The following is a 17,577-nucleotide window of genomic DNA, read 5'->3' as shown; positions in this document are numbered from 1 at the left end:
TGGGTCGCCGGCGAGACACCCGAGACCCACCCGTCCGGGCTATGAGCGGTTCGCGCGTCGTCACACTGACGATGAACTCTGCGCTCGATGTGGCCGTCGATGCCGACACCGTGCGTCCCACTGACAAAGTCCGTTGCCGCGCAGCCCGTTACGATGCCGGCGGCGGCGGCATCAACGTGGCGCGCTTCGCTCACGTGCTCGGTGCCGACGTCGCGGCGATCTTCACCGCCGGCGGGTTCACCGGTGCTCGGATCGTCGACATCGTCGAGGCCACGGGAGTGGCGGCGACCCCTGTCCCCATTCTCGGTGCGACTCGGGAGAGCTTCACCGTCAACGAGGGCGCGACCGGCGCACAGTATCGATTCGTCCTACCGGGTCCGTTCCTGACCCCCGATGAGCAGATTCTGTGCCTGAACGCGGTACGGGACGCCGCGACCTCAGCGGACTACGTGGTGGCATCGGGAAGCCTGCCGCCGGGCGTGGCACCGGACTTCTACCAACGGGTCTCCGACATCTGCGCGGAAACCGATGCTGCACTGATCCTCGACACCTCGGGGGGCGGACTCGCCCATGTCAGCTCCGGGGTCCATCTGCTCAAACCCAGCCTGCGGGAGCTCCGTGAGTGCGTCGGACGTTCTCTGGACACCGAGGCGGAGCAGCGGGCAGCCGCCCGCGAACTCGTCGACCGAGGACTCGCCGACGCGGTGGTGGTGTCACTCGGGGCCGAGGGCGCTCTGCTGGTCACGCCCCACCTGACCGAGAGGTTTCCCGCCGTCGAGGTACTCAGTGTCAGCGGCGTCGGCGCAGGCGACGCGATGGTCGCCGGCATCGTGGTGGGGCTGGCACGATGCTGGGATCTACCCGCGGCGGTTCGGTTCGGGATCGCAGCTGCCGCAGCGAAACTGCAGACGCCGGGGACGTCGGAGTTCAGTGCCGACGAGGTGGAGAAGATCTACTCACTGGTCACGGCAGGCAGGTCAGGGCAGCCTGCGCGCACGCATCGTCCTGTGCCGCAGTCGCACCGCTGACGCCGACGCCACCCACCACGACTCCGTCGACGGTGACCGGAACCCCGCCGCCGAAGATGACGAAGCGGCCACCGGCTGCGGCATGGATTCCGAACAGTTCGCCCCCCGGCGCGGCGAGCCTCGCGAGTTCGGAGGTGGAGATGCGGTTGGCCACGGCGGTGAACGCCTTGTCCACCGCCAGCGTGGGCCCGGCTATTTCGGCACCGTCCATGCGGCCGAAGGCGATGAGGTGCCCGCCGGCGTCCACCACCGCGGCCGAGACGAGAACGGCGTGCCGTTCGGCTTCGGCGTGGGCAGCGGCGACCATGCGCAGCGCGGTGGCCAACTCGATCGACATGGGAGTGAACATACTGCGCAGGGGGCCTTGCGGCGATGAGCCGTGTCCTGCGGGTTTCCCCCCGCGTCCACTGGGTACGGTTGGCCCGATGACGTCGCAGTTCAGGGAGCGGTGACCGGTGAGCACCAGGCGAGAACTCGTCGCCGCGCGCGACGATGCCACGCAACTGGTGCGCGTGATCGTCGGGATCGGTTCTGATCTGAACCTCGGCGTCACGCTCCGCCGCATCGTCGATGCAGCCCTCGAGCTCAGTGGCGCGCGCTACGGGGTGCTCGGTATTCGCGACGGGGACGGCAGCACGCCGACGTTCGTCTGCGCGGGAATCGACGAGGGCGCTCATCAGGATGTGCTTCGACGCCTCGCCCTGCTGTCCGTCGGCGACGGACTGCGGCTCGACGACCTCACCCGGCGGAACCGCTATCTCGATCTGCGCATCTCGGCCGAGCCGTTGCGCGCGTTGTTGGCGGTACCGATCATGGTGCGCGAGAGACACTTCGGCACGCTGTATCTGCTCCACGATGAGCCGGGGCGGACGTTCTCCGACCTCCAGGACGCCGCGGTACGGGCGATGGCCACCGCGGCGGCGTCCGCGATCGACAACGCCCGGCTCTTCGAACGGGAACGCGAAGCGGCGAAATGGACGAAGGCCAGTCGCGAAATCACCACCGCGCTTCTGTCCGGCGACCCACGGACCGGACCGTTGCGGTTGATCGTGGACCTTGCCCTGGAACTCGCCGACGCCGAGCAGGCCATCCTGCTGGTTCCCCGTGAACCGGACCTTCCCGCCGACGACGTCGCAACGCTGGTCGTCGCCGCCACGGCGGGGCGGTATGCCGCCGAGGTGATCGGCCGCCAGGTCCCGATGGACGGTTCGACCACCGGAGGCGTCGCGAGGCGGGGACTGCCGCTCATCACCGACTCTTTCCAGTATCCGATCGAGGGTTTCACCGACGTGGGGGAGCGCTCGGCGATCGTGATGCCGCTGATCGCCGACGACACGGTGCTCGGTGTGATCGCTGTCGCCCGGCGCCCGCATCAACCCCCCTTCGGCAACGATTATCTCGAGTTGGTCAGCGATTTCGCCCGGCACGCCGCGATCGCCCTCGCGCTGGCCGCCAGCCGAGAGCACGCACTCAACCGTGAACTGGCACAGGCCGAAACGGTCGACGACGCCCTGCGGGCAGCGGTCGACGAACTACGCAGGCTGTGGCGGGCCAGACGAGTGATGGCGGTGATCTTTCCCGACCGGGCCGACACCGAACCCCGGGTGGTCACCTGCACCGAGTCGACACAGTGGCCGGATCTGTCGACACAGGCACGCGACCAACTGCGTGAGGTCCGCGCCGGCGAGCTGCTCACGCCCGTGATGCCGGAGGCGGGCGTGGCGGCGGTCGCGATCGGCCACCCCGACGGAGTGCTCGTGGTCCGTATCGAGTTGGCCGGAGCGCGGGCGTTCACCTTGGAAGACCAAACCCTGTTGACGGTGCTGGCGGGCCGGTTGAGCCAGGGATTGCACCGCGTGCACCAGGTGGATCAGCAGCGGGAGACCGCTCTGGCCCTCCAGCACGCGATCCTCGGCCCGGCCCGTCTGCCGCCCGGGTTCGCCGTGCGTTACCAGGCGGCGAGCCGGCCGCTCCAGGTGGGCGGGGACTGGTTCGACGTCGTCGACCTCGACGACAACCATGTCGCACTGATCGTCGGTGACTGCGTGGGCCACGGGCTGACCGCCGCCACCATCATGGGGCAGGTGCGAAGTGCCTGTCGTGCATTGCTTTTCGACAACCCCAGTCCGGCCGCGGCATTGTCGCGGCTCGATCGGTTCGCGGCGCGCCTGCCCGGGGCGCAGTGTACGACCGCCGTGTGCGCGATCCTCGACACGGCGTCGGGGGAACTGGTGTACTCCAGCGCCGGACATCCGCCGCCGGCGCTGGTTCTGGCCGACGGATCGATCGACGTACTGGACGGCGGTCACACGATCGCGCTGGGCGTCCGCACCGGCTGGCCGCGTCCCGAAGCACGTGTCGTCGTGCCCGCGGGTGCCACGCTGATGCTCTACACCGACGGCCTGGTCGAGCGGCGGGGGGCGACGCTGGACGACGGTCTCGCCCGCGCCCTGGACATGGTCGGCGAGCACCGCGGCACCGCGCTCGACGAGCTGGTGGACACCGTCATGTCCGGCCTCGCACCCGACGAGGGATACCACGACGACGTCGTGCTGCTTCTGTACCGGCCCACCGCGCCGCTGGAGCTCTCGTTCCCCGCGCACGCCGACCAGCTGGCACCCGCCCGCACAGCGTTGCGCGACTGGCTGCACAGCGCCGGCGTCAGTCCGCAGCAGACCGTCGACATTCTCGTCGCCACCGGCGAAGCGGTCGCCAACGCCATCGAGCACGGTCACCGCGACCACCCCGGCGGGACCGTCGTACTGCGCGCGGCCGCATCCGCAGATCGGATTCGCGTAACGATCACCGATACCGGCGCCTGGAAGATCCCCGATGCCGAGCCCGATCCGATGCGCGGCCGCGGGGTCGCGCTGATGCGCCTGCTGATGGACGACATCACCGTCGACCACTGTGAGGCGGGAACCACCGTTGCACTTTCGGCGAGGATCCTCTGATGCCCACACAGTTCTCCTTCGACGTCGTCGTCGACACGAGGCACCGCCGCCTGGTCGCGGCGGGTGAGATCGACCTCAGCAACATCGGCGCCTTCAGGCAGGCCCTGACCGACGCCGCCGCCGACGCCACGAGATCGGGCACCGCATTGGTCGTCGACCTCGCCGCCGTCGGCTACCTGGACAGCGCCGCGATCAACGCGCTGTACGCCGCCGCCGACGACATCGCCCTCATCGTCGCCGCGCCGCTGTTGCTGACGACCCTACGAGTCAGCGGCCTGGCGGAGGTCATCACCGTCGACACGGCGTCGCACGACCCAGGCGATCCGACCGTCTGACCCGGCGCCTTGCCTGGGCGCACCGGCATTGGCACCCTCGGTGGGTGCCCTCCTGCGTCCTGGCCGCCGCGCGACGGCGGTCCCTGCCGATCGCAGGTCTGGTGATCGGCGTGGTCGTCATGCTTGCCGCACCGTCTCCGCTGGGCGTGGACACCTCGGTCGCGATACCCCGGGCACACGCCGCGCCCGCATACGGGTACTCGGCGCCGCAGGCGGACCTGCCGGCGGTCTCGGCGCTGATGTCGTCGGCGATCGCCGCGCGCCACCTGCCCGGGGCGGTGGTGATGGTCGGCCATGACGGGCAGGTCGCGCTACTGCGGGCTTACGGTGTGCGCAAACCCGCGGGTGAACCGGGCGTCGACGGATTCGCCACCCCCGCGGAACCCATGACGGAGGACACCGTGTTCGACGTCGCGTCGTTGACCAAGGTCCTGGCCACCGCCACAGCCGTCATGCAGCTGTACGAGCAGGGGAAGGTGCGCCTCGACGACCCCGTGCAAACGTACCTCCCGGCGTTCAACCCAGCGCACGACCCGCACCGCGCCGCCGTCACCGTCCGGACCCTGCTCACCCACACCTCGGGTCTGCCCGGCGACGTGAACCTCGACGACCCGTGGGGACTCGCCCACACGGACCGGGCCGAAGGGATGAGACGGGCACTGAGCGCGCCGCTGGAGATGCCTCCCGGCGCGGTGTTCCGCTACTCGGACATCAATTTCGAGCTCCTCGGTGCGCTCGTCGAGGCCGTGACCGGCGAACCGGAGGACGTCTATGCGCGGCGAAACGTGTTCGTGCCGTTGGGAATGACAGAGACGCGGTACCTGCCCTCGACCGGTCCAGTGGCGCGCAACCACACGCTGCTGAGTCGCGTCGCTCCGACACGCCTCGACACGGAGGGTCGGCCATCGACCAATCCGCACTTCGGTTCGGTGATGCGGGGCGTCGTCGACGACCCCACGTCGCGCCGCATGGGTGGGGTCGCCGGACACGCCGGCGTGTTCTCCACGGCGGCCGACGTCGGGCGCTTCGCCCAGGCGCTGCTGGACCGCCTCGCGGGGCGCCCCAGCGCTTTCCCGCTCCGACGATCGACTCTGCAGACCATGACGGCGCCGAATCGGCCGAGCGCTCCCGGCGCCGTGCGCGGCGTGCGCGGGCTCGGGTGGGACATCGACACCGGATACTCCGGGTCGCGCGGCACGGTCTTTTCGGTCGGCAGTTTCGGGCACACCGGTTTCACCGGGACCTCGCTGTGGATCGACCCCGGCTCGGACAGCTACGTGGTGGTCCTGTCCAACGCCGTGCACACCCCCGGCAGCCCGCCGATCTCCCGATTGGCCGGTGCCGTGGCCACCGCGGCCGCCCGCGCGCTGGGCGTCGCGCACCCAGGGTGACCGTTCGACGAACAACGGGACTTCCGGCCCTTAACGACGGCCGGGTAGCGACGTAGCAAGGACATATGAGCCAGAAGGTCACGACTTCCCCGACCATCGACGTCGATGTCACCGTCCGCGGCGATCTGCCCGGTGCCGCCGACTACGCGCGCACGAAGATCGGCGAGCTCGGTCGAGTGTCGCACCGGCGCGTCCTGTCCGCCCGCGTGCGGCTGAGCCGCCACCACGACCCCGCAGTCGACGCGCCGGTCGTCGCCCAGGCCAATCTGATCGTCGGCGGCCGACTGGTGCGCGCCCAGGTGCACGCGGTCACCGCACGAGAGGCGGTCGATCTCCTCCAGGCCAAATTGCGCCGACAGCTCGAACACTTCGCGCTACGACGGGGTGATCGACGCGCCGGGGTGCCTGCGTGGCGTCGAGAACAACGAGCGGTTCAGCCACCGCCCGACGCCACGCCGGCTGTCGGCCGGGTGCGGATCAGCCGTCGCAAAACCTATGCGATGACGCCCTGCACCGTCGACGACGCCATCGACGAAATGGAGCTCCTCGACTACCGGTTCCACCTGTTCACCGAGATCGGATCGGGAACCGTCGGTCTGCTGTATCGCACCGACGACGGCCGCCACCGCCTCGCGCTGGTGTCACCGTCGGTGCGCGATCAGCTGGCACCGTTCGAGGAACCCGTGACCGTCAGCCCCCACCCGCTTTCGTGTCTGCGTGAACAGGACGCACGGGAACGCCTGAGCCTGCTGGGACTGCCGTTCCTGTTCTACATCGACGCCGAAGCCGGTCGTGCCTGCGTGCTCTACCGCCGGTACGACGGGCAGTACGGGTTGATCACCCCGGCGGTCCAGCCGATCCCGCAGGTGAGCCCGCAGGTCCCTCCGCTGTAGGTCTTTAGACCCTCTACATCAATCCCCTCGAGACGACATCCTGTGAGCGGACGTCTCCGCCGAATCGATGAGGATGGACACAGATGACCTCGCAGCTGCCCAATTCCGCCATTCTGCGGTGGGCGCTGGCGCAAGCCGTGCAGGCTCCGTCGGTCCACAATTCGCAGCCGTGGCTGTGGCAGGTGGGGGAGCGCAGCGTCGACCTGTACGCGAATCCCGATCTGGCGCTGCCCCATACCGATCCTGACTCCCGCGACCTCATTCTCAGCTGCGGCGCAGCGCTCAACCACGCGCAGATCGCGTTGGCCGCGGTGGGCTGGCAGGCGAAGATCCGCAGGTTCCCCGACGATGCGCAGCCCGATCACCTCGCCACTGTCGAGCTCCATCGATATCGGCCCATCGAAGCGGACATCGCGCTGGCGGCCGCCATCCCGCGGCGCCGTACCGATCGACGCAACTACAGCAGCCGGCCGGTGCCCGGCGCCGCGATCGCGATGATGGGAGCTCGGGCCGCCCGCTCAGGCGTCATGCTCCGCCAGTTCGACGAGCTGACCACTCTGAGGCGTCGCGTCATGGAAGCGGAGGGACGTCACAACACCGATCCCGGCTACGTGGCCGAATTGACCACCTGGAGCGGCCGGTACGGGTCCACCGCCGGCGTGCCTGCTCGGAGCACACCCGACCCCGACCCGCGGGCGGTGATTCCCGCTCGCGTGTTCGCCGGGGCGGCACTGCAGCAACCGGCCGACGCCGAACCCGCACAGGACAACGGCGCGGTCATCGCGTTGGGCACCGTCGCCGACGACCGACTGTCCCGACTCCGCGCCGGGGAGGCGACCAGCCTGGTGCTCCTCACAGCGACGGTGGCGGGACTCGCGAGTTGTCCCATCACCGGTCCCCTTGAATTCCCCGACCTGCGGGCCGCGGTGGCGCAGGACGTGTTCGGCTCCAGCGGCTACGCGCAGATGGTGTTGCGCGTCGGGTGGGCACCCGCCAACGCCGATGCGCTTCCCCCGACGCCGCGTCGCCCGCTGCACCAGGTCGTCAGCTGGTCCGACCGCGCGCGAGTCGGATAGTGGCCGCGGAGTCATCGTGCGCCCCAACCCGCATCCCGCAGCGACCGCGTTCAGCGTCTGGCTGAGCCGGCTGTCGGGCCACCACCCGCTGGTTCGGTTCAGTGACCGCGTCGAGGCCATCGGTCTGTTGGTCGTCATCGCCGCAGCGCTGTTCGCTCTGTCACCCGCCGATTCGGTGAGAACCTCTGTCCAGGAACAATTCTCCCAGTCCTTTGCCGCGCAGCGTGCCGAGCGGCGGCCCGTCGAGGCGATCGTCACCGGCGACAGCCGCGTCACGGCGCAGGTGTACGACAACCCCTACCTCACACCGATCCGGTGGCAGGTCGACGGCATCGCCCATACCGACGAGGTGCGTACGGCGAAAATGACCGCCGGTGAGCACCTCACGATCTGGGTCGATGCTGCGGGAGATCGTCGGGCGGCTCCGATGACCGACCGGGATGCGGCCGTGCAGGCCGTGATCGCAGCAGCGGCGGTGTGGTTCACGCTCGCCGGCACCGCGCTCGGAGGGTGGGCGGTCCTGCGGATGCGGCTCGACCGACGCCGCCACGCCGACTGGGACCGCGATCTGCGCCGCCTGACGGACAACGGCGGACGCACGAACAACACTGCGTGATCGCGACGATGCCCGAGCGCCGGTAGTGAGGTTGGTCCCGGGGGCAGGGGACATCGTCCCCTTCTGCCGGTGCGCACACTGGCCCGAGAGTGAGAGGGTGGAGCATCTGACCAATCTGGACGCCGGTTTCCTGGAAGCCGAAGACTCCGACTGTCACGTCAGTCTCGCAGTGGGGGGCCTGTCCATCCTCGAAGGTCCCATGCCCGACGTCGACGCGCTCGTCGACGGGATCGCCGACCGGATCGCCGACATCCCCCGGTTCCGGCAGGTGTTGCACACCCATCTGCTCGATTTGGGCCCGCCGGAGTGGGCGGATGACCCGAATTTCGAGCTTTCACACCATATTCGGCGCGCTGCCCTGCCCAGTCCCGGCGACGAGGACGCGCTCGACCAGTTCGTCGGTGACGTCATGGGACGTCGGCTCGACCGAGACCGACCACTGTGGGAATGCTGGATCATCGAGGGTCTGGCCGAAGGCAAGTGGGCGATGCTGATAAAGATCCACCACTGCATCGCCGACGGCATCGCCACCATGCACCTGTTCTCCCGGCTCGTCGACTCCCAACAGACGCCCGGCTACGACACCGAGATCCGTGCCGCCCGGCAATCGAAGGAGAACCAGTCGCCCCTTGCGCAGTGGGGATTGAATCCTGTGCGCTGGGTGCGCGGCATGGGCCGGGCGGCGATCTCCGCGACCCGGATCTCCGCGCTGGCCGTCGGCGGAGCCGTCGAGGTGACCAGCGGCATCATCAGGCCCGCGCAGACGTCGTCTCTCAACGGCCCGGTGTCGTCGATGCGGCGCTTCAGTTTCGGCGTCGTCCCCATGAGCGACGTTGCCCGCATTTGTGATTCGTACGGTGTGACCGTGAACGACGTCGCACTCGCCGCGATCACCAGCAGCTACCGCGCGGCGCTGGAGCGGCGAGGGGAAACGCCCAAGCGGACATCGCTGCGCACCCTGGTGCCGGTCTCGATCCGCTCGAACGACGCCTCGGCCCGCACCGACAACCGGGTGTCGCTGATGCTGCCGGCATTGCCCGCCGACACAGCGGACCCGGTCGAGCAGTTGCACACGGTGCACCGGAGGCTCTCTCGCGCCAAGGGCAGTGGGCAGCGGGAGGCGGGCGGCGTCTTCGTCGCGCTGTCGAACGTGATGCCGTTCCCGCTCACGGCGTGGGCGGTGCGGGCGTTCACCCGGCTGCCGCAACGCGGAATCGTCACGCTGGCGACCAATGTTCCCGGACCCCGGGAGCGGATGACGATACTGGGCCGCAGCATCATTCGCGTGGTCCCCATCCCTCCGATCGCGATGCGATTGCGCACCGGGGTGGCGATCCTCACCTACGCCGACGAGTTGGTCTTCGGGATTCTCGGAGATTACGACGCGGCGGCCGACGTCGACCAACTCGCCGCCGGGATCGAATCCGCGGTGCAGACGCTGGCCGCCGCGGTCGGCTGAGGGGGCGGCGGGTAACGCGGTAGACAAGATCGAGGACTAGACGTCGTTTGCATCCCTCTCGATGTCGCGCCTCTCTATTTCGTAGATCACTGCGCCGACGACCCGCGGAACCGCGGCTGCCACGGCACGGCTCAAGCCGCAGCCGTGGCCGACGTCGGCGGCATCGACGGTGAACACCACTGTGTGCGCCGGCGCACGCCCCAGTGCCCGGCCCAGCGCGAGCACCGCGGCCAGGTCCACACCGTGCGAACTCACTGCGGTCGGCGGTCGCTGCGGGGGTAGCCAGCGCCGGATTCGGCCGGGGACCGCGCCGTCGCCGGCGGCGGCGTCGACGATGACCGCCAACGTGACGTCCCCGATGGCGTCGAGGATCGCCGCCGGATCATCCTGCGCGACAGCGACTCTGACGCCCGACATCTCGAGGCGCGCCACGGCGGCGGCCACGACCGGCCCGACTCCGTCGTCACGCCGGAACCCGTTACCGATCCCGACCACGGCAGCGCTCATCGCCTTCGGATGTGCAATGTCAGGAAGTGCGCCGAGCACGAGATGCACGGGTCGTGGTTGCGGATCGCCCGCTCGCACAACGCGGTCAGCGCAGCGTCGTCGAGCGTCGGATTCGCGGTGATCAGCAGAGCCATCTCGTGCTCTATCGCGGCCTGATTCTGCGCCGTCGGCGGCACCATCGTCGCCGCGCGCACCAGTCCGTCGTCGTCGATCTCGTACCGGTGGTAGAGCAGTCCGCGTGGCGCTTCGCTGACACCGTGACCGACGCCTGCCCGCACCGGAACCTCGACCGACGGCCGCGCGGGTGGTTCGTACGTCTCGATGATGCGCAGCGCTTCGTCGATCGCGTACACCACCTCGACCGCGCGAACCAGAATGCTGCGGAACGGATTACGACATGCCGCCGAGAGCCCGGCCTCGGCGGCCGCCTGCTTCGCCACGGGAGACAGCTGTGCTGAATTCAGTGAGTAGCGGGCCAGGGGACCGGTGAGGTAGCGGCCACCGTCCAGTGTCGCCTGCAGTGCGGTGGAGTGCGGCACCTGGGACTCGACGACGTGGTCGCTGAATTCGTCGACGGCGAAGGGGTCTCCCGCGCTGCGGGCGATGGTTCCGTTCTCGATCGGATAGTGATCGTGATGGGTCAGCGCGACGAACTCGTGATCGACCTCCATGTCGGGGAACTCCAGACGGCTGAGCCTGCCCAGGGTGTGCATCGCGTCGTCGAGCGCCCGGCGCAGCATCTGTCCCAGCGGCCGCAATTGCGCCGCCGGGGGAGTCGCATAGAACCCGCCGAGCTTCACGTTCACCGGATGGATCGCCCGCCCGCCGATCTGCTCCATCACCTGGTTGCCGGCCTTTTTCAGCGCCAGACCGCGCTCCACCAACTCCCGGTGGTCGGCGGCCATCGTGACCACGTCGGGGTAGCCCAGGAAATCGGGCAGGTGCAGAAGGAACATGTGCAGCGCATGGCTGTGAATCCATTCGCCGCAGTACAGTAGGCGGCGCAGCGCTGCCAGTTGCGGATCGATCGTGACGCCGCAGGCGTTTTCGATCGCGTTGCATGCGCTGATCTGATAGGCGACCGGGCAGATGCCGCACACCCGGGCGGTGATGTCGGGCGGTTCGGTGTAGGACCGGCCGCGCAGCAGTGCCTCGAAGAACCGCGGTGCCTCGTAGATGCTGAGTTCGACGTGCTCGACCACGCCGTCGGCCATCGTGACGTTGAGCGCCCCTTCGCCTTCCACGCGCGTCAGCGCGCCCACGGTGAGCGTGCGGGTCTCGCGTTCGCGCGGCCCGCTCATTCCTCGCTCCGCTGCGCGGCGAAACGCGGCGCGTTGAAGGTGGTGAACACCCGCTCGACGTCACCGGAGGACATGCCGTCGCGGTGCAGCAGCGGAATCAGCGCGGCGGTGTTGGGGGTGGCCGCCGGACCGAAGCAGCCGTAGCAGCCCCGCGAGAAGGACGGACACAGCGCGCCACAACCGGCGTGGGTGACCGGACCGAGACAGGGCGTCCCGTCGGCGACGACCACACACGTCACTCCGCGTGCTTTGCACTCGGTGCACACCGTCTTGGCGGGCAACCGCGGCTTACGGCCGACCAGCAGCGCGGCCAGCGTCTCGAGCAGTTGCCCGCGATCGATCGGACACCCCTGCAGCTGGTAGTCGACCGGCACGTGGTCCGACGCCGGCGTCGAGGTGGCCAGGGTGTCGATGTACTCCGGTCGTGCGTAGACCACGGACGTGAACTCGTCGATGTCGGCGAAGTTGCGCAGCGCCTGGATCCCGCCCCCGGTAGCACATGCCCCGATGGTCACCAGAACGCCGGACTGCGAACGGATCTCGACGATCCGCCGTCGGTCGGCGGCGGTGGTGATCGAACCTTCGACCAGCGACACGTCGTACGGGCCCGCCATGATCGCGCTGGACGCCTCGAGGAAAGTGGCGATCTGCACCTGACCCGCCAGGGTCAGCAGGTCGTCTTCGCAATCGAGCAGGCTCAGCTGGCACCCGTCGCACGACGCGAACTTCCACACGGCCAGGGTCGGCGCGGTCATCTACAGCTCCCCGATCCTCAGTAGTGGCTCCGCGATGTCGTAGCCGACGACGGCACCGTCACGGCACAGCAGCAGCGGCCCGAGTTGGCAGTGCCCGCACCAGCCGATACCGCAGGCCATGTTGCGTTCGAGGGAGACGCGAATATCGCTGCTTCGCATGCCCTTCCGGGTCAGTTCGGCCGCACCGTTGCGCATCATGACCTCCGGCCCGCACAGGAATGCGGTGGTGATCGCAGGGCGCAGCGGTAGCCTGCGCAGCGGTTCGGTGACGAAGCCGACCTCCCCCGGCCAGCCCTGCACCGGCACGTCGACGGTGAGGTGGACGTCGATCTCGGACCGCCGGCGCCATGAGTCGAGCTCGGCGGCGAACAAGAAGTCCGCGCGTGCGCGCGCACCGGCGATCAGGGTGACGCGACCGAAGCGCTCGCGGGCGCGCAGGGCAGCGAGCACGACCGGGCGCAGCGGTGCCAATCCCACACCGCCCGCGACGATCACGAGATCGCGATCCGCTGCCCGATGCACGTCCCACGCGGTCCCGAACGGTCCGCGCAACCCCACCACCGACCCCGGCTCGGCATCGTGGAGTTTCCGGCTCACCGCGCCGACAGCGCGGATCGTGTGGGTGATCGTGTGATCGCCGCGTTCGGGGACACCGCTGACCGAGATGGCGACCTCACCGACGCCGAAGGCGTACATCATCATGAACTGACCGGGAGCCGGGGAGGGGAGCGCGTCGCCGACGGGGGACAGCCGAAGTGTTGCCGTGTCGCGGTTCTCGGCGACACGACCGAGCACCCGGTAGGGCATCGGCGCCATGGCCGAGGTCACGCCGGAGGGGAAGGTCGAGGTCGAGGCGTCAGGCATCGTCGGCCTGCGCGTGCAGCGTCGCCATTTCTTCCGTGATGTCGATTCCCGTGGGGCACCAGGCGATACACCGCCCGCACCCGACGCATCCCGAGGTGCCGAATTGGTCGTGCCAGGTGCCGAGCTTGTGTGTCAGCCAGTGTCGATAGCGGGAGGAGCCCGACCGCCGGGTACTGCCCTCGTGAATGAACGTGAACTCGAACTCGAAGCACGACGACCACGACATCCACCGCTCGGCGTAGGTGCCGGTGAGATCGGTGACGTCCTCGACGCTGGTGCAAAAACACGTCGGACACACCATCGTGCAGTTGCCGCAGGTGAGACAGCGCGATGCCACCTCGTCCCACTGCGCCGATTCTCGTGAGTCCACGAGTAGCGACCGGAGGTCACCGTCAGGCATCTGCCGGCCCATGTGTCCAGCGGCCTCGGCCACCTCGGCGCGGGCGCTGTCGATCTCGTCGGGGTCCGCGGTGCGGTGAGCCAGCCGGCCCAGCACATCGGCGCCGGCTGGACTGCCCACGTCGACGACGTAGCGGCTACCGTCGGAATCCGTGCGTTCGGTGAGCGCCAGGTCGTACCCGGGCCCGACGGCGGGGCCGGTGCCCATCGACGCGCAGAAGCACAACCCGCCGGGTTCGGTGCAGTTGACCGCGACGATGAAGGCCCGCCCGAGGCGGCCGGTGAAGTGACGGTGGACGTGGGCGCCGGCGCCGAGCACGCCGTCGAGGATCGCCATCGATGCGAGATCGCACGCACGCACCCCGAGGAACGCGTACCGCGGCGCCTCGTCAGCACGCTCGGCATCTGGCTCGGCCTCGCTCGACCAGACCTTCTGTCGGGGCGGGTGCAGGAACTGCTTCCACGACCCTGGCCCGGCGGAATGGCCGAACGCCGCGTCGTCGTCGCGTCTGCGCATTCGGTACCGGCCCGGCGCCACGTCCACGCCCCACCCGACGGGCAGGTCGTCGGCGCTGTCGAGCTCGTCGAGCACGATGGCGCTGCCGGACACGGTCGGTCCCACCACGCGATAGCCGAGGTCCTTCAGCACGGACACCAGCTGCTCCAAGCCTGCGGTGTCGATCACCGCCACTTCCATGCCGCCATCGTGGGCCGCCTGCCCGCCGTGGGCGAGGGCTCGCAGTCACACGTTTGGGTGACTTTGGACCGCATGGAGCGCTCCCGCTGCGGAGCTAGTGTCAGCTATGGCTCACAAGACCGCGCCCGTGTCGGTGCTCGCCGCGTCGGAATGCTGGGATCGGCTGGCGAGTGTCTCGCTCGGACGACTCGTCACAAGCGTCGACGGCGAACCGTCGATCTTCCCGGTGAACTACGCCGTGCAGAATCGGACGATCCTGTTCCGCACCGCCGAAGGCACCAAGTTGGTGAGCGCCGCGATCAACAGCACGGTGCTGTTCGAAGCCGACGATCACACCGTCACCGACGGCTGGAGCGTGATTGTCACGGGGAGTGCGCGGTCCCTTCGCACAGACGAGGAGATCGCCGAAGCGGAGGCAACGAACCTTCGTCCGTGGACGATCCCGGAAAAATCCCACTACGTGCGCATCAGGCCCCTGAACGTCACGGGCCGGCATTTTGCTTTCGGTGGAGAACACCGCTGATCTCGACGACAAACAGTGACAAAATGGCGACGTGAGTTCTGCCGGTGGCGCGAAGGGAGACCCGGGGGGGCGGCCGCTTCGCGACACCCTCTCCCAGCTTCGTCTGCGGGAACTGCTGATCGAGGTCCAGGAACGCGTCGAGCAGATCGTGGAGGGTCGTGATCGGCTCGACGGGCTGGTCGAGGCGATGCTCGTGGTGACCTCCGGCCTCGAACTCGACGAAACGCTCAAGACGATCGTGCACACCGCGATCGACCTCGTCGACGCCCGCTACGGCGCGCTGGGGGTGCGCGGCGACGACCACGAACTGCTGGAGTTCATCTACCAGGGCATCGACGAGGAAGCCCGCGAACTGATCGGCCACCTACCCGAGGGTCGGGGTGTGCTCGGCGTGCTACTCGACGATCCCAAGCCCATCCGGTTGGACAACATCAGCCACCACGCTGCCTCGGTCGGGTTTCCGGCGAACCATCCGCCGATGCGAACGTTTCTCGGTGTTCCGGTCCGCATCCGGGACGAGGTGTTCGGCAACCTGTACCTCACCGAGAAGGCCGACGGGCAACCGTTCAGCGAGGACGACGAGGTTCTCGTCCAAGCGCTCGCGGCGGCGGCCGGCATCGCGATCGACAACGCCCGCCTCTACGAACAGTCTAAGATCCGCCAGTCCTGGATCGAGGCGACCCGCGACATCGGCACCGAACTATTGGGCGGCACCGATCCCGCGGCGGTCTTTCGCCTGATGGCCGAGGAGTGCCGCACGCTCAGCGGCGCCGTGGCGTCGATCGTCGCGGTTCGGGCCGACCTCGACGAGCCGGTCGGTGAGGTCGACGAGCTCACCGTCGCGGCCACCAGCGGATCCGGTCCCGGAACAGACATGGCGTCGATTCCGGTGGCAGGCACCGACGTCGGCGCGGTGTTCGCCGAGCAGCGGCCGGACCGGTTCGACGTGCTGGAATTGGCGCCCGGATGCGTCGCCGACGGCCCCGCGCTGGTCGTGCCGCTGCGTGCCACCGATACCGTGGCCGGCGTTCTGATCGCGCTACGGCCTGCCGGAGTCCTCGCGTTCAATGCCGGTGAGGTCGACATGATGGCCGCGTTCGTGGATCAGGCGGCGCTGGCGTGGCAGCTGGCGACCACGCAGCGCCGGCTGCGCGAACTCGACGTCCTCTCCGACCGCGACCGGATCGCCCGCGATCTGCACGACCACGTGATCCAGCGGTTGTTCGCCGTCGGGTTGGCGCTGCAGGGCACCATCCCGCGGGCCCGAAGCGCCGAGGTGCAGCAACGGCTCAGTGAGTCCGTCGACGATCTGCAGCAGGTGATCCAGGAGATCCGGACCGCGATCTTCGATCTGCACGGCGGCCAGTCGGGCATCACCCGCCTGCGGCAGCGGCTCGACGAAGCGATCGCGCAGTTCGCGACCCCGAAGATCCGGACGACCGTGCAGTATTCGGGACCGCTGTCGGTGGTCGAGGCGGGACTCGCCGACCACGCCGAAGCGGTGGTTCGGGAAGCGGTCAGCAATGCAGTCCGCCACGCGGATGCCACCTCGCTGGCGATCACCGTCGCCGCCAACGACGAGTTGGTCATCGAGGTGATCGACAACGGCCGGGGCATCAGCGGCTCGATCACCGGCTCCGGGTTGACCAACCTGGGCCAGCGCGCCGCGGATGCGGGCGGATCGTTGACGATCGGACCCGCCGACGGTGGCGGCACCCGATTGAGATGGGCTGTGCCCCTTCATTAGTGGGCGTCAGGGCGTCAGCTGGATCTTGACGTGGCCCGCCGATCTGGACATCGCGGCTGCATAGGCGTCTGCGGCGTCGGTCAACGGCATGGTGGCGGTGAAGATTCCGCTCACATCGAGACGACCGGAGCGCAGCAGCGGGATCAGCTCCGGCCACGTCTGCTGCACCGGCGCCGTCGTCCATCGGATCGTCAGACTGCGTAACAGTCCCAGCAGTGCCGGAAACGGGTACGGCGCCAAGTCGTGCACCCCGACCACCGACACCGTGCCGCCGACCCGCACGGCGGCGATCGCGTCGTCGAGGGTGGTGTCGGTGCCGACCGCGTCGATCACCGCGTCCGCGCCCAGGCCGTTCGTCGCCTCCAGGACGGTGGCTGCCGCAGGCGGCGGTGCCGGGATGGCGCCGGCCAGTGTGGCCCGGTCACGCCGATACTCCACCGGGTCGATCGCGAAAACCCGTGCCGCACCCAGGAACAGGGCACTGCGGAGGGCGCACTGGCCGACCGCTCCTGCGCCGATGACCGCGACGGTACCGCCGACCGGGATGTCCGCGCGTCGGGCCGCCGCCCACCCGGTCGCGAGATTGTCGGTGAGCAGCAGCGCCGCCTCGGTGTCGATACCGTCCGGGATGCGCAGCAGCTGGAAATCGGCGGCCGGGACAGCCATCAGATCAGCCTGTGCGCCGCCCAGCACACCCGCACCGAAGATCTGCGGACCCGACACGCAGCGGACCGGATCGGAGGTGGCGCAGCCCGCGCAGCGGCCGCAGCCCGCCACCGACGACACCAGCACTCGCTCTCCGACCGCGACACTCCTTACCTCCGAACCGATCTCGCGTACGACGCCGACGGCTTCGTGGCCGACCGACACCGGCTCGGCCATCGGGTAGTGGCCTTCCAGGAAGTGGAGGTCGGATCCGCAGATCGCGGTCGCCGCGACCTCGATGACTGCTCCGTCGGGCCCGGGCAGCACCGGATCGGGTCGGTCGTCGACACGCACCGTGCCACCCGGGTCGACGACCACCGCGCGCAT

17 protein-coding genes are annotated in these 17,577 nt (G+C 69.1%); 10 read left to right on the top strand and 7 right to left on the bottom strand.

The annotated features are described in order from the left end of the window. Positions 1-41 precede the first annotated feature (41 nt). Positions 42-1,028, top strand: a complete 987-nt coding sequence (locus tag MHN84_RS01240) for a 1-phosphofructokinase family hexose kinase (protein WP_241202817.1) — start codon at positions 42-44, stop codon at positions 1,026-1,028. On the opposite strand, the gene MHN84_RS01235 is transcribed toward MHN84_RS01240, so the two are convergent. Next, entirely contained in the window at positions 964-1,365 is a 402-nt protein-coding gene (locus MHN84_RS01235; protein WP_241202816.1) for a heme-binding protein, read from the bottom strand. The two genes, MHN84_RS01240 and MHN84_RS01235, sit on opposite strands and share 65 nt — an antisense overlap. A 118-nt stretch (positions 1,366-1,483) precedes the next feature. Here MHN84_RS01235 and MHN84_RS01230 point away from each other — a divergent pair, with 118 nt between their 5' ends. The 7 genes from MHN84_RS01230 (at position 1,484) to MHN84_RS01200 (ending at position 9,752) form a co-directional block, all read left to right on the top strand. Beyond that, a complete protein-coding gene (locus MHN84_RS01230) occupies positions 1,484-3,982 on the top strand; it encodes a SpoIIE family protein phosphatase (protein ID WP_241202815.1) in 2,499 nt (832 codons plus the stop codon). Further along, on the top strand, positions 3,982-4,317 hold the full coding sequence (locus MHN84_RS01225) for an STAS domain-containing protein (protein ID WP_241202814.1): 336 nt from the start codon (positions 3,982-3,984) through the stop codon (positions 4,315-4,317). The genes MHN84_RS01230 and MHN84_RS01225 overlap by 1 nt, the downstream gene beginning before the upstream one ends. A gap of 119 nt (positions 4,318-4,436) precedes the next feature. After that, positions 4,437-5,708 (top strand): beta-lactamase family protein, encoded by a 1,272-nt coding sequence (locus MHN84_RS01220; protein ID WP_241203185.1) that lies wholly within the window; start codon positions 4,437-4,439, stop codon positions 5,706-5,708. A 65-nt stretch (positions 5,709-5,773) separates the two neighbouring features. Then, on the top strand, positions 5,774-6,601 hold the full coding sequence (locus MHN84_RS01215; RefSeq protein WP_241202813.1) for an HPF/RaiA family ribosome-associated protein: 828 nt from the start codon (positions 5,774-5,776) through the stop codon (positions 6,599-6,601). A gap of 83 nt (positions 6,602-6,684) precedes the next feature. Further along, the gene (locus MHN84_RS01210) at positions 6,685-7,677 is read left to right on the top strand and encodes an NAD(P)H nitroreductase (protein ID WP_241202812.1); all 993 of its coding nucleotides are present in this window, start codon (positions 6,685-6,687) and stop codon (positions 7,675-7,677) included. A gap of 16 nt (positions 7,678-7,693) precedes the next feature. Continuing rightward, positions 7,694-8,293 carry a hypothetical protein gene (locus MHN84_RS01205; protein ID WP_241202811.1) on the top strand — a complete coding sequence of 200 codons (600 nt, stop codon included), beginning with the start codon at positions 7,694-7,696 and terminating at the stop codon, positions 8,291-8,293. Positions 8,294-8,390: 97 nt separating this feature from the next. Further along, positions 8,391-9,752: a wax ester/triacylglycerol synthase family O-acyltransferase gene (locus MHN84_RS01200; RefSeq protein ID WP_241202810.1), complete on the top strand. Its 1,362-nt coding sequence runs from the start codon at positions 8,391-8,393 to the stop codon at positions 9,750-9,752. Between the two features lie 36 nt (positions 9,753-9,788). Here MHN84_RS01200 and MHN84_RS01195 read toward each other — a convergent pair whose 3' ends face one another. Genes MHN84_RS01195 through MHN84_RS01175 form a run of 5 tightly spaced genes read right to left on the bottom strand, consistent with a single transcriptional unit; the run spans position 9,789 to position 14,275 of the window. Then, the gene (locus tag MHN84_RS01195; protein ID WP_241202809.1) at positions 9,789-10,259 is read right to left on the bottom strand and encodes a hydrogenase maturation protease; all 471 of its coding nucleotides are present in this window, start codon (positions 10,257-10,259) and stop codon (positions 9,789-9,791) included. Then, positions 10,256-11,560 carry a Ni/Fe hydrogenase subunit alpha gene (locus MHN84_RS01190; protein ID WP_241202808.1) on the bottom strand — a complete coding sequence of 435 codons (1,305 nt, stop codon included), beginning with the start codon at positions 11,558-11,560 and terminating at the stop codon, positions 10,256-10,258. The genes MHN84_RS01195 and MHN84_RS01190 overlap by 4 nt, the downstream gene beginning before the upstream one ends. Beyond that, positions 11,557-12,315, bottom strand: coding sequence for an oxidoreductase (locus tag MHN84_RS01185; RefSeq protein WP_241202807.1), 759 nt, complete (start codon positions 12,313-12,315; stop codon positions 11,557-11,559). The genes MHN84_RS01190 and MHN84_RS01185 overlap by 4 nt, the downstream gene beginning before the upstream one ends. Further along, the gene (locus MHN84_RS01180; protein WP_241202806.1) at positions 12,316-13,179 is read right to left on the bottom strand and encodes an FAD/NAD(P)-binding protein; all 864 of its coding nucleotides are present in this window, start codon (positions 13,177-13,179) and stop codon (positions 12,316-12,318) included. Further along, on the bottom strand, positions 13,172-14,275 hold the full coding sequence (locus MHN84_RS01175) for a 4Fe-4S dicluster domain-containing protein (RefSeq protein WP_241202805.1): 1,104 nt from the start codon (positions 14,273-14,275) through the stop codon (positions 13,172-13,174). The genes MHN84_RS01180 and MHN84_RS01175 overlap by 8 nt, the downstream gene beginning before the upstream one ends. Positions 14,276-14,381: 106 nt before the next feature. On the opposite strand from MHN84_RS01175, the gene MHN84_RS01170 reads away from it, so the two are divergent. Together MHN84_RS01170 and MHN84_RS01165 are read left to right on the top strand one after the other, a co-directional pair. Further along, entirely contained in the window at positions 14,382-14,798 is a 417-nt protein-coding gene (locus tag MHN84_RS01170) for a pyridoxamine 5'-phosphate oxidase family protein (RefSeq protein WP_241202804.1), read from the top strand. A gap of 31 nt (positions 14,799-14,829) precedes the next feature. Next, positions 14,830-16,545: a GAF domain-containing protein gene (locus tag MHN84_RS01165; RefSeq protein WP_241202803.1), complete on the top strand. Its 1,716-nt coding sequence runs from the start codon at positions 14,830-14,832 to the stop codon at positions 16,543-16,545. Positions 16,546-16,551: 6 nt separating this feature from the next. Here MHN84_RS01165 and MHN84_RS01160 read toward each other — a convergent pair whose 3' ends face one another. After that, positions 16,552-17,577 (bottom strand): alcohol dehydrogenase catalytic domain-containing protein, encoded by a 1,026-nt coding sequence (locus MHN84_RS01160; protein ID WP_241202802.1) that lies wholly within the window; start codon positions 17,575-17,577, stop codon positions 16,552-16,554.

Source organism: Mycobacterium sp. PSTR-4-N, from assembly GCF_022348085.1.
Taxonomy (GTDB): Bacteria; Actinomycetota; Actinomycetes; order Mycobacteriales; family Mycobacteriaceae; genus Mycobacterium.
Note: the sequence above shows the minus strand (reverse complement) of the source record. Positions and strands in the feature narration are given on the sequence as shown.

Bases quoted from the DNA above. Each gene is read 5' to 3' on its own strand.
- MHN84_RS01240 (WP_241202817.1), top strand. From the start codon at position 42: ATGAGCGGTTCGCGCGTCGTCACACTGACGATGAACTCTGCGCTCGAT.
- MHN84_RS01235 (WP_241202816.1), bottom strand. From the start codon at position 1,365: ATGTCGATCGAGTTGGCCACCGCGCTGCGCATGGTCGCCGCTGCCCAC.
- MHN84_RS01225 (WP_241202814.1), top strand. From the start codon at position 3,982: ATGCCCACACAGTTCTCCTTCGACGTCGTCGTCGACACGAGGCACCGC.
- MHN84_RS01220 (WP_241203185.1), top strand. From the start codon at position 4,437: ATGCTTGCCGCACCGTCTCCGCTGGGCGTGGACACCTCGGTCGCGATA.
- MHN84_RS01215 (WP_241202813.1), top strand. From the start codon at position 5,774: ATGAGCCAGAAGGTCACGACTTCCCCGACCATCGACGTCGATGTCACC.
- MHN84_RS01210 (WP_241202812.1), top strand. From the start codon at position 6,685: ATGACCTCGCAGCTGCCCAATTCCGCCATTCTGCGGTGGGCGCTGGCG.
- MHN84_RS01195 (WP_241202809.1), bottom strand. From the start codon at position 10,259: ATGAGCGCTGCCGTGGTCGGGATCGGTAACGGGTTCCGGCGTGACGAC.
- MHN84_RS01190 (WP_241202808.1), bottom strand. From the start codon at position 11,560: ATGAGCGGGCCGCGCGAACGCGAGACCCGCACGCTCACCGTGGGCGCG.
- MHN84_RS01185 (WP_241202807.1), bottom strand. From the start codon at position 12,315: ATGACCGCGCCGACCCTGGCCGTGTGGAAGTTCGCGTCGTGCGACGGG.
- MHN84_RS01180 (WP_241202806.1), bottom strand. From the start codon at position 13,179: ATGCCTGACGCCTCGACCTCGACCTTCCCCTCCGGCGTGACCTCGGCC.
- MHN84_RS01175 (WP_241202805.1), bottom strand. From the start codon at position 14,275: ATGGAAGTGGCGGTGATCGACACCGCAGGCTTGGAGCAGCTGGTGTCC.
- MHN84_RS01170 (WP_241202804.1), top strand. From the start codon at position 14,382: ATGGCTCACAAGACCGCGCCCGTGTCGGTGCTCGCCGCGTCGGAATGC.
- MHN84_RS01160 (WP_241202802.1), bottom strand. From the start codon at position 17,577: ATGCGCGCGGTGGTCGTCGACCCGGGTGGCACGGTGCGTGTCGACGAC.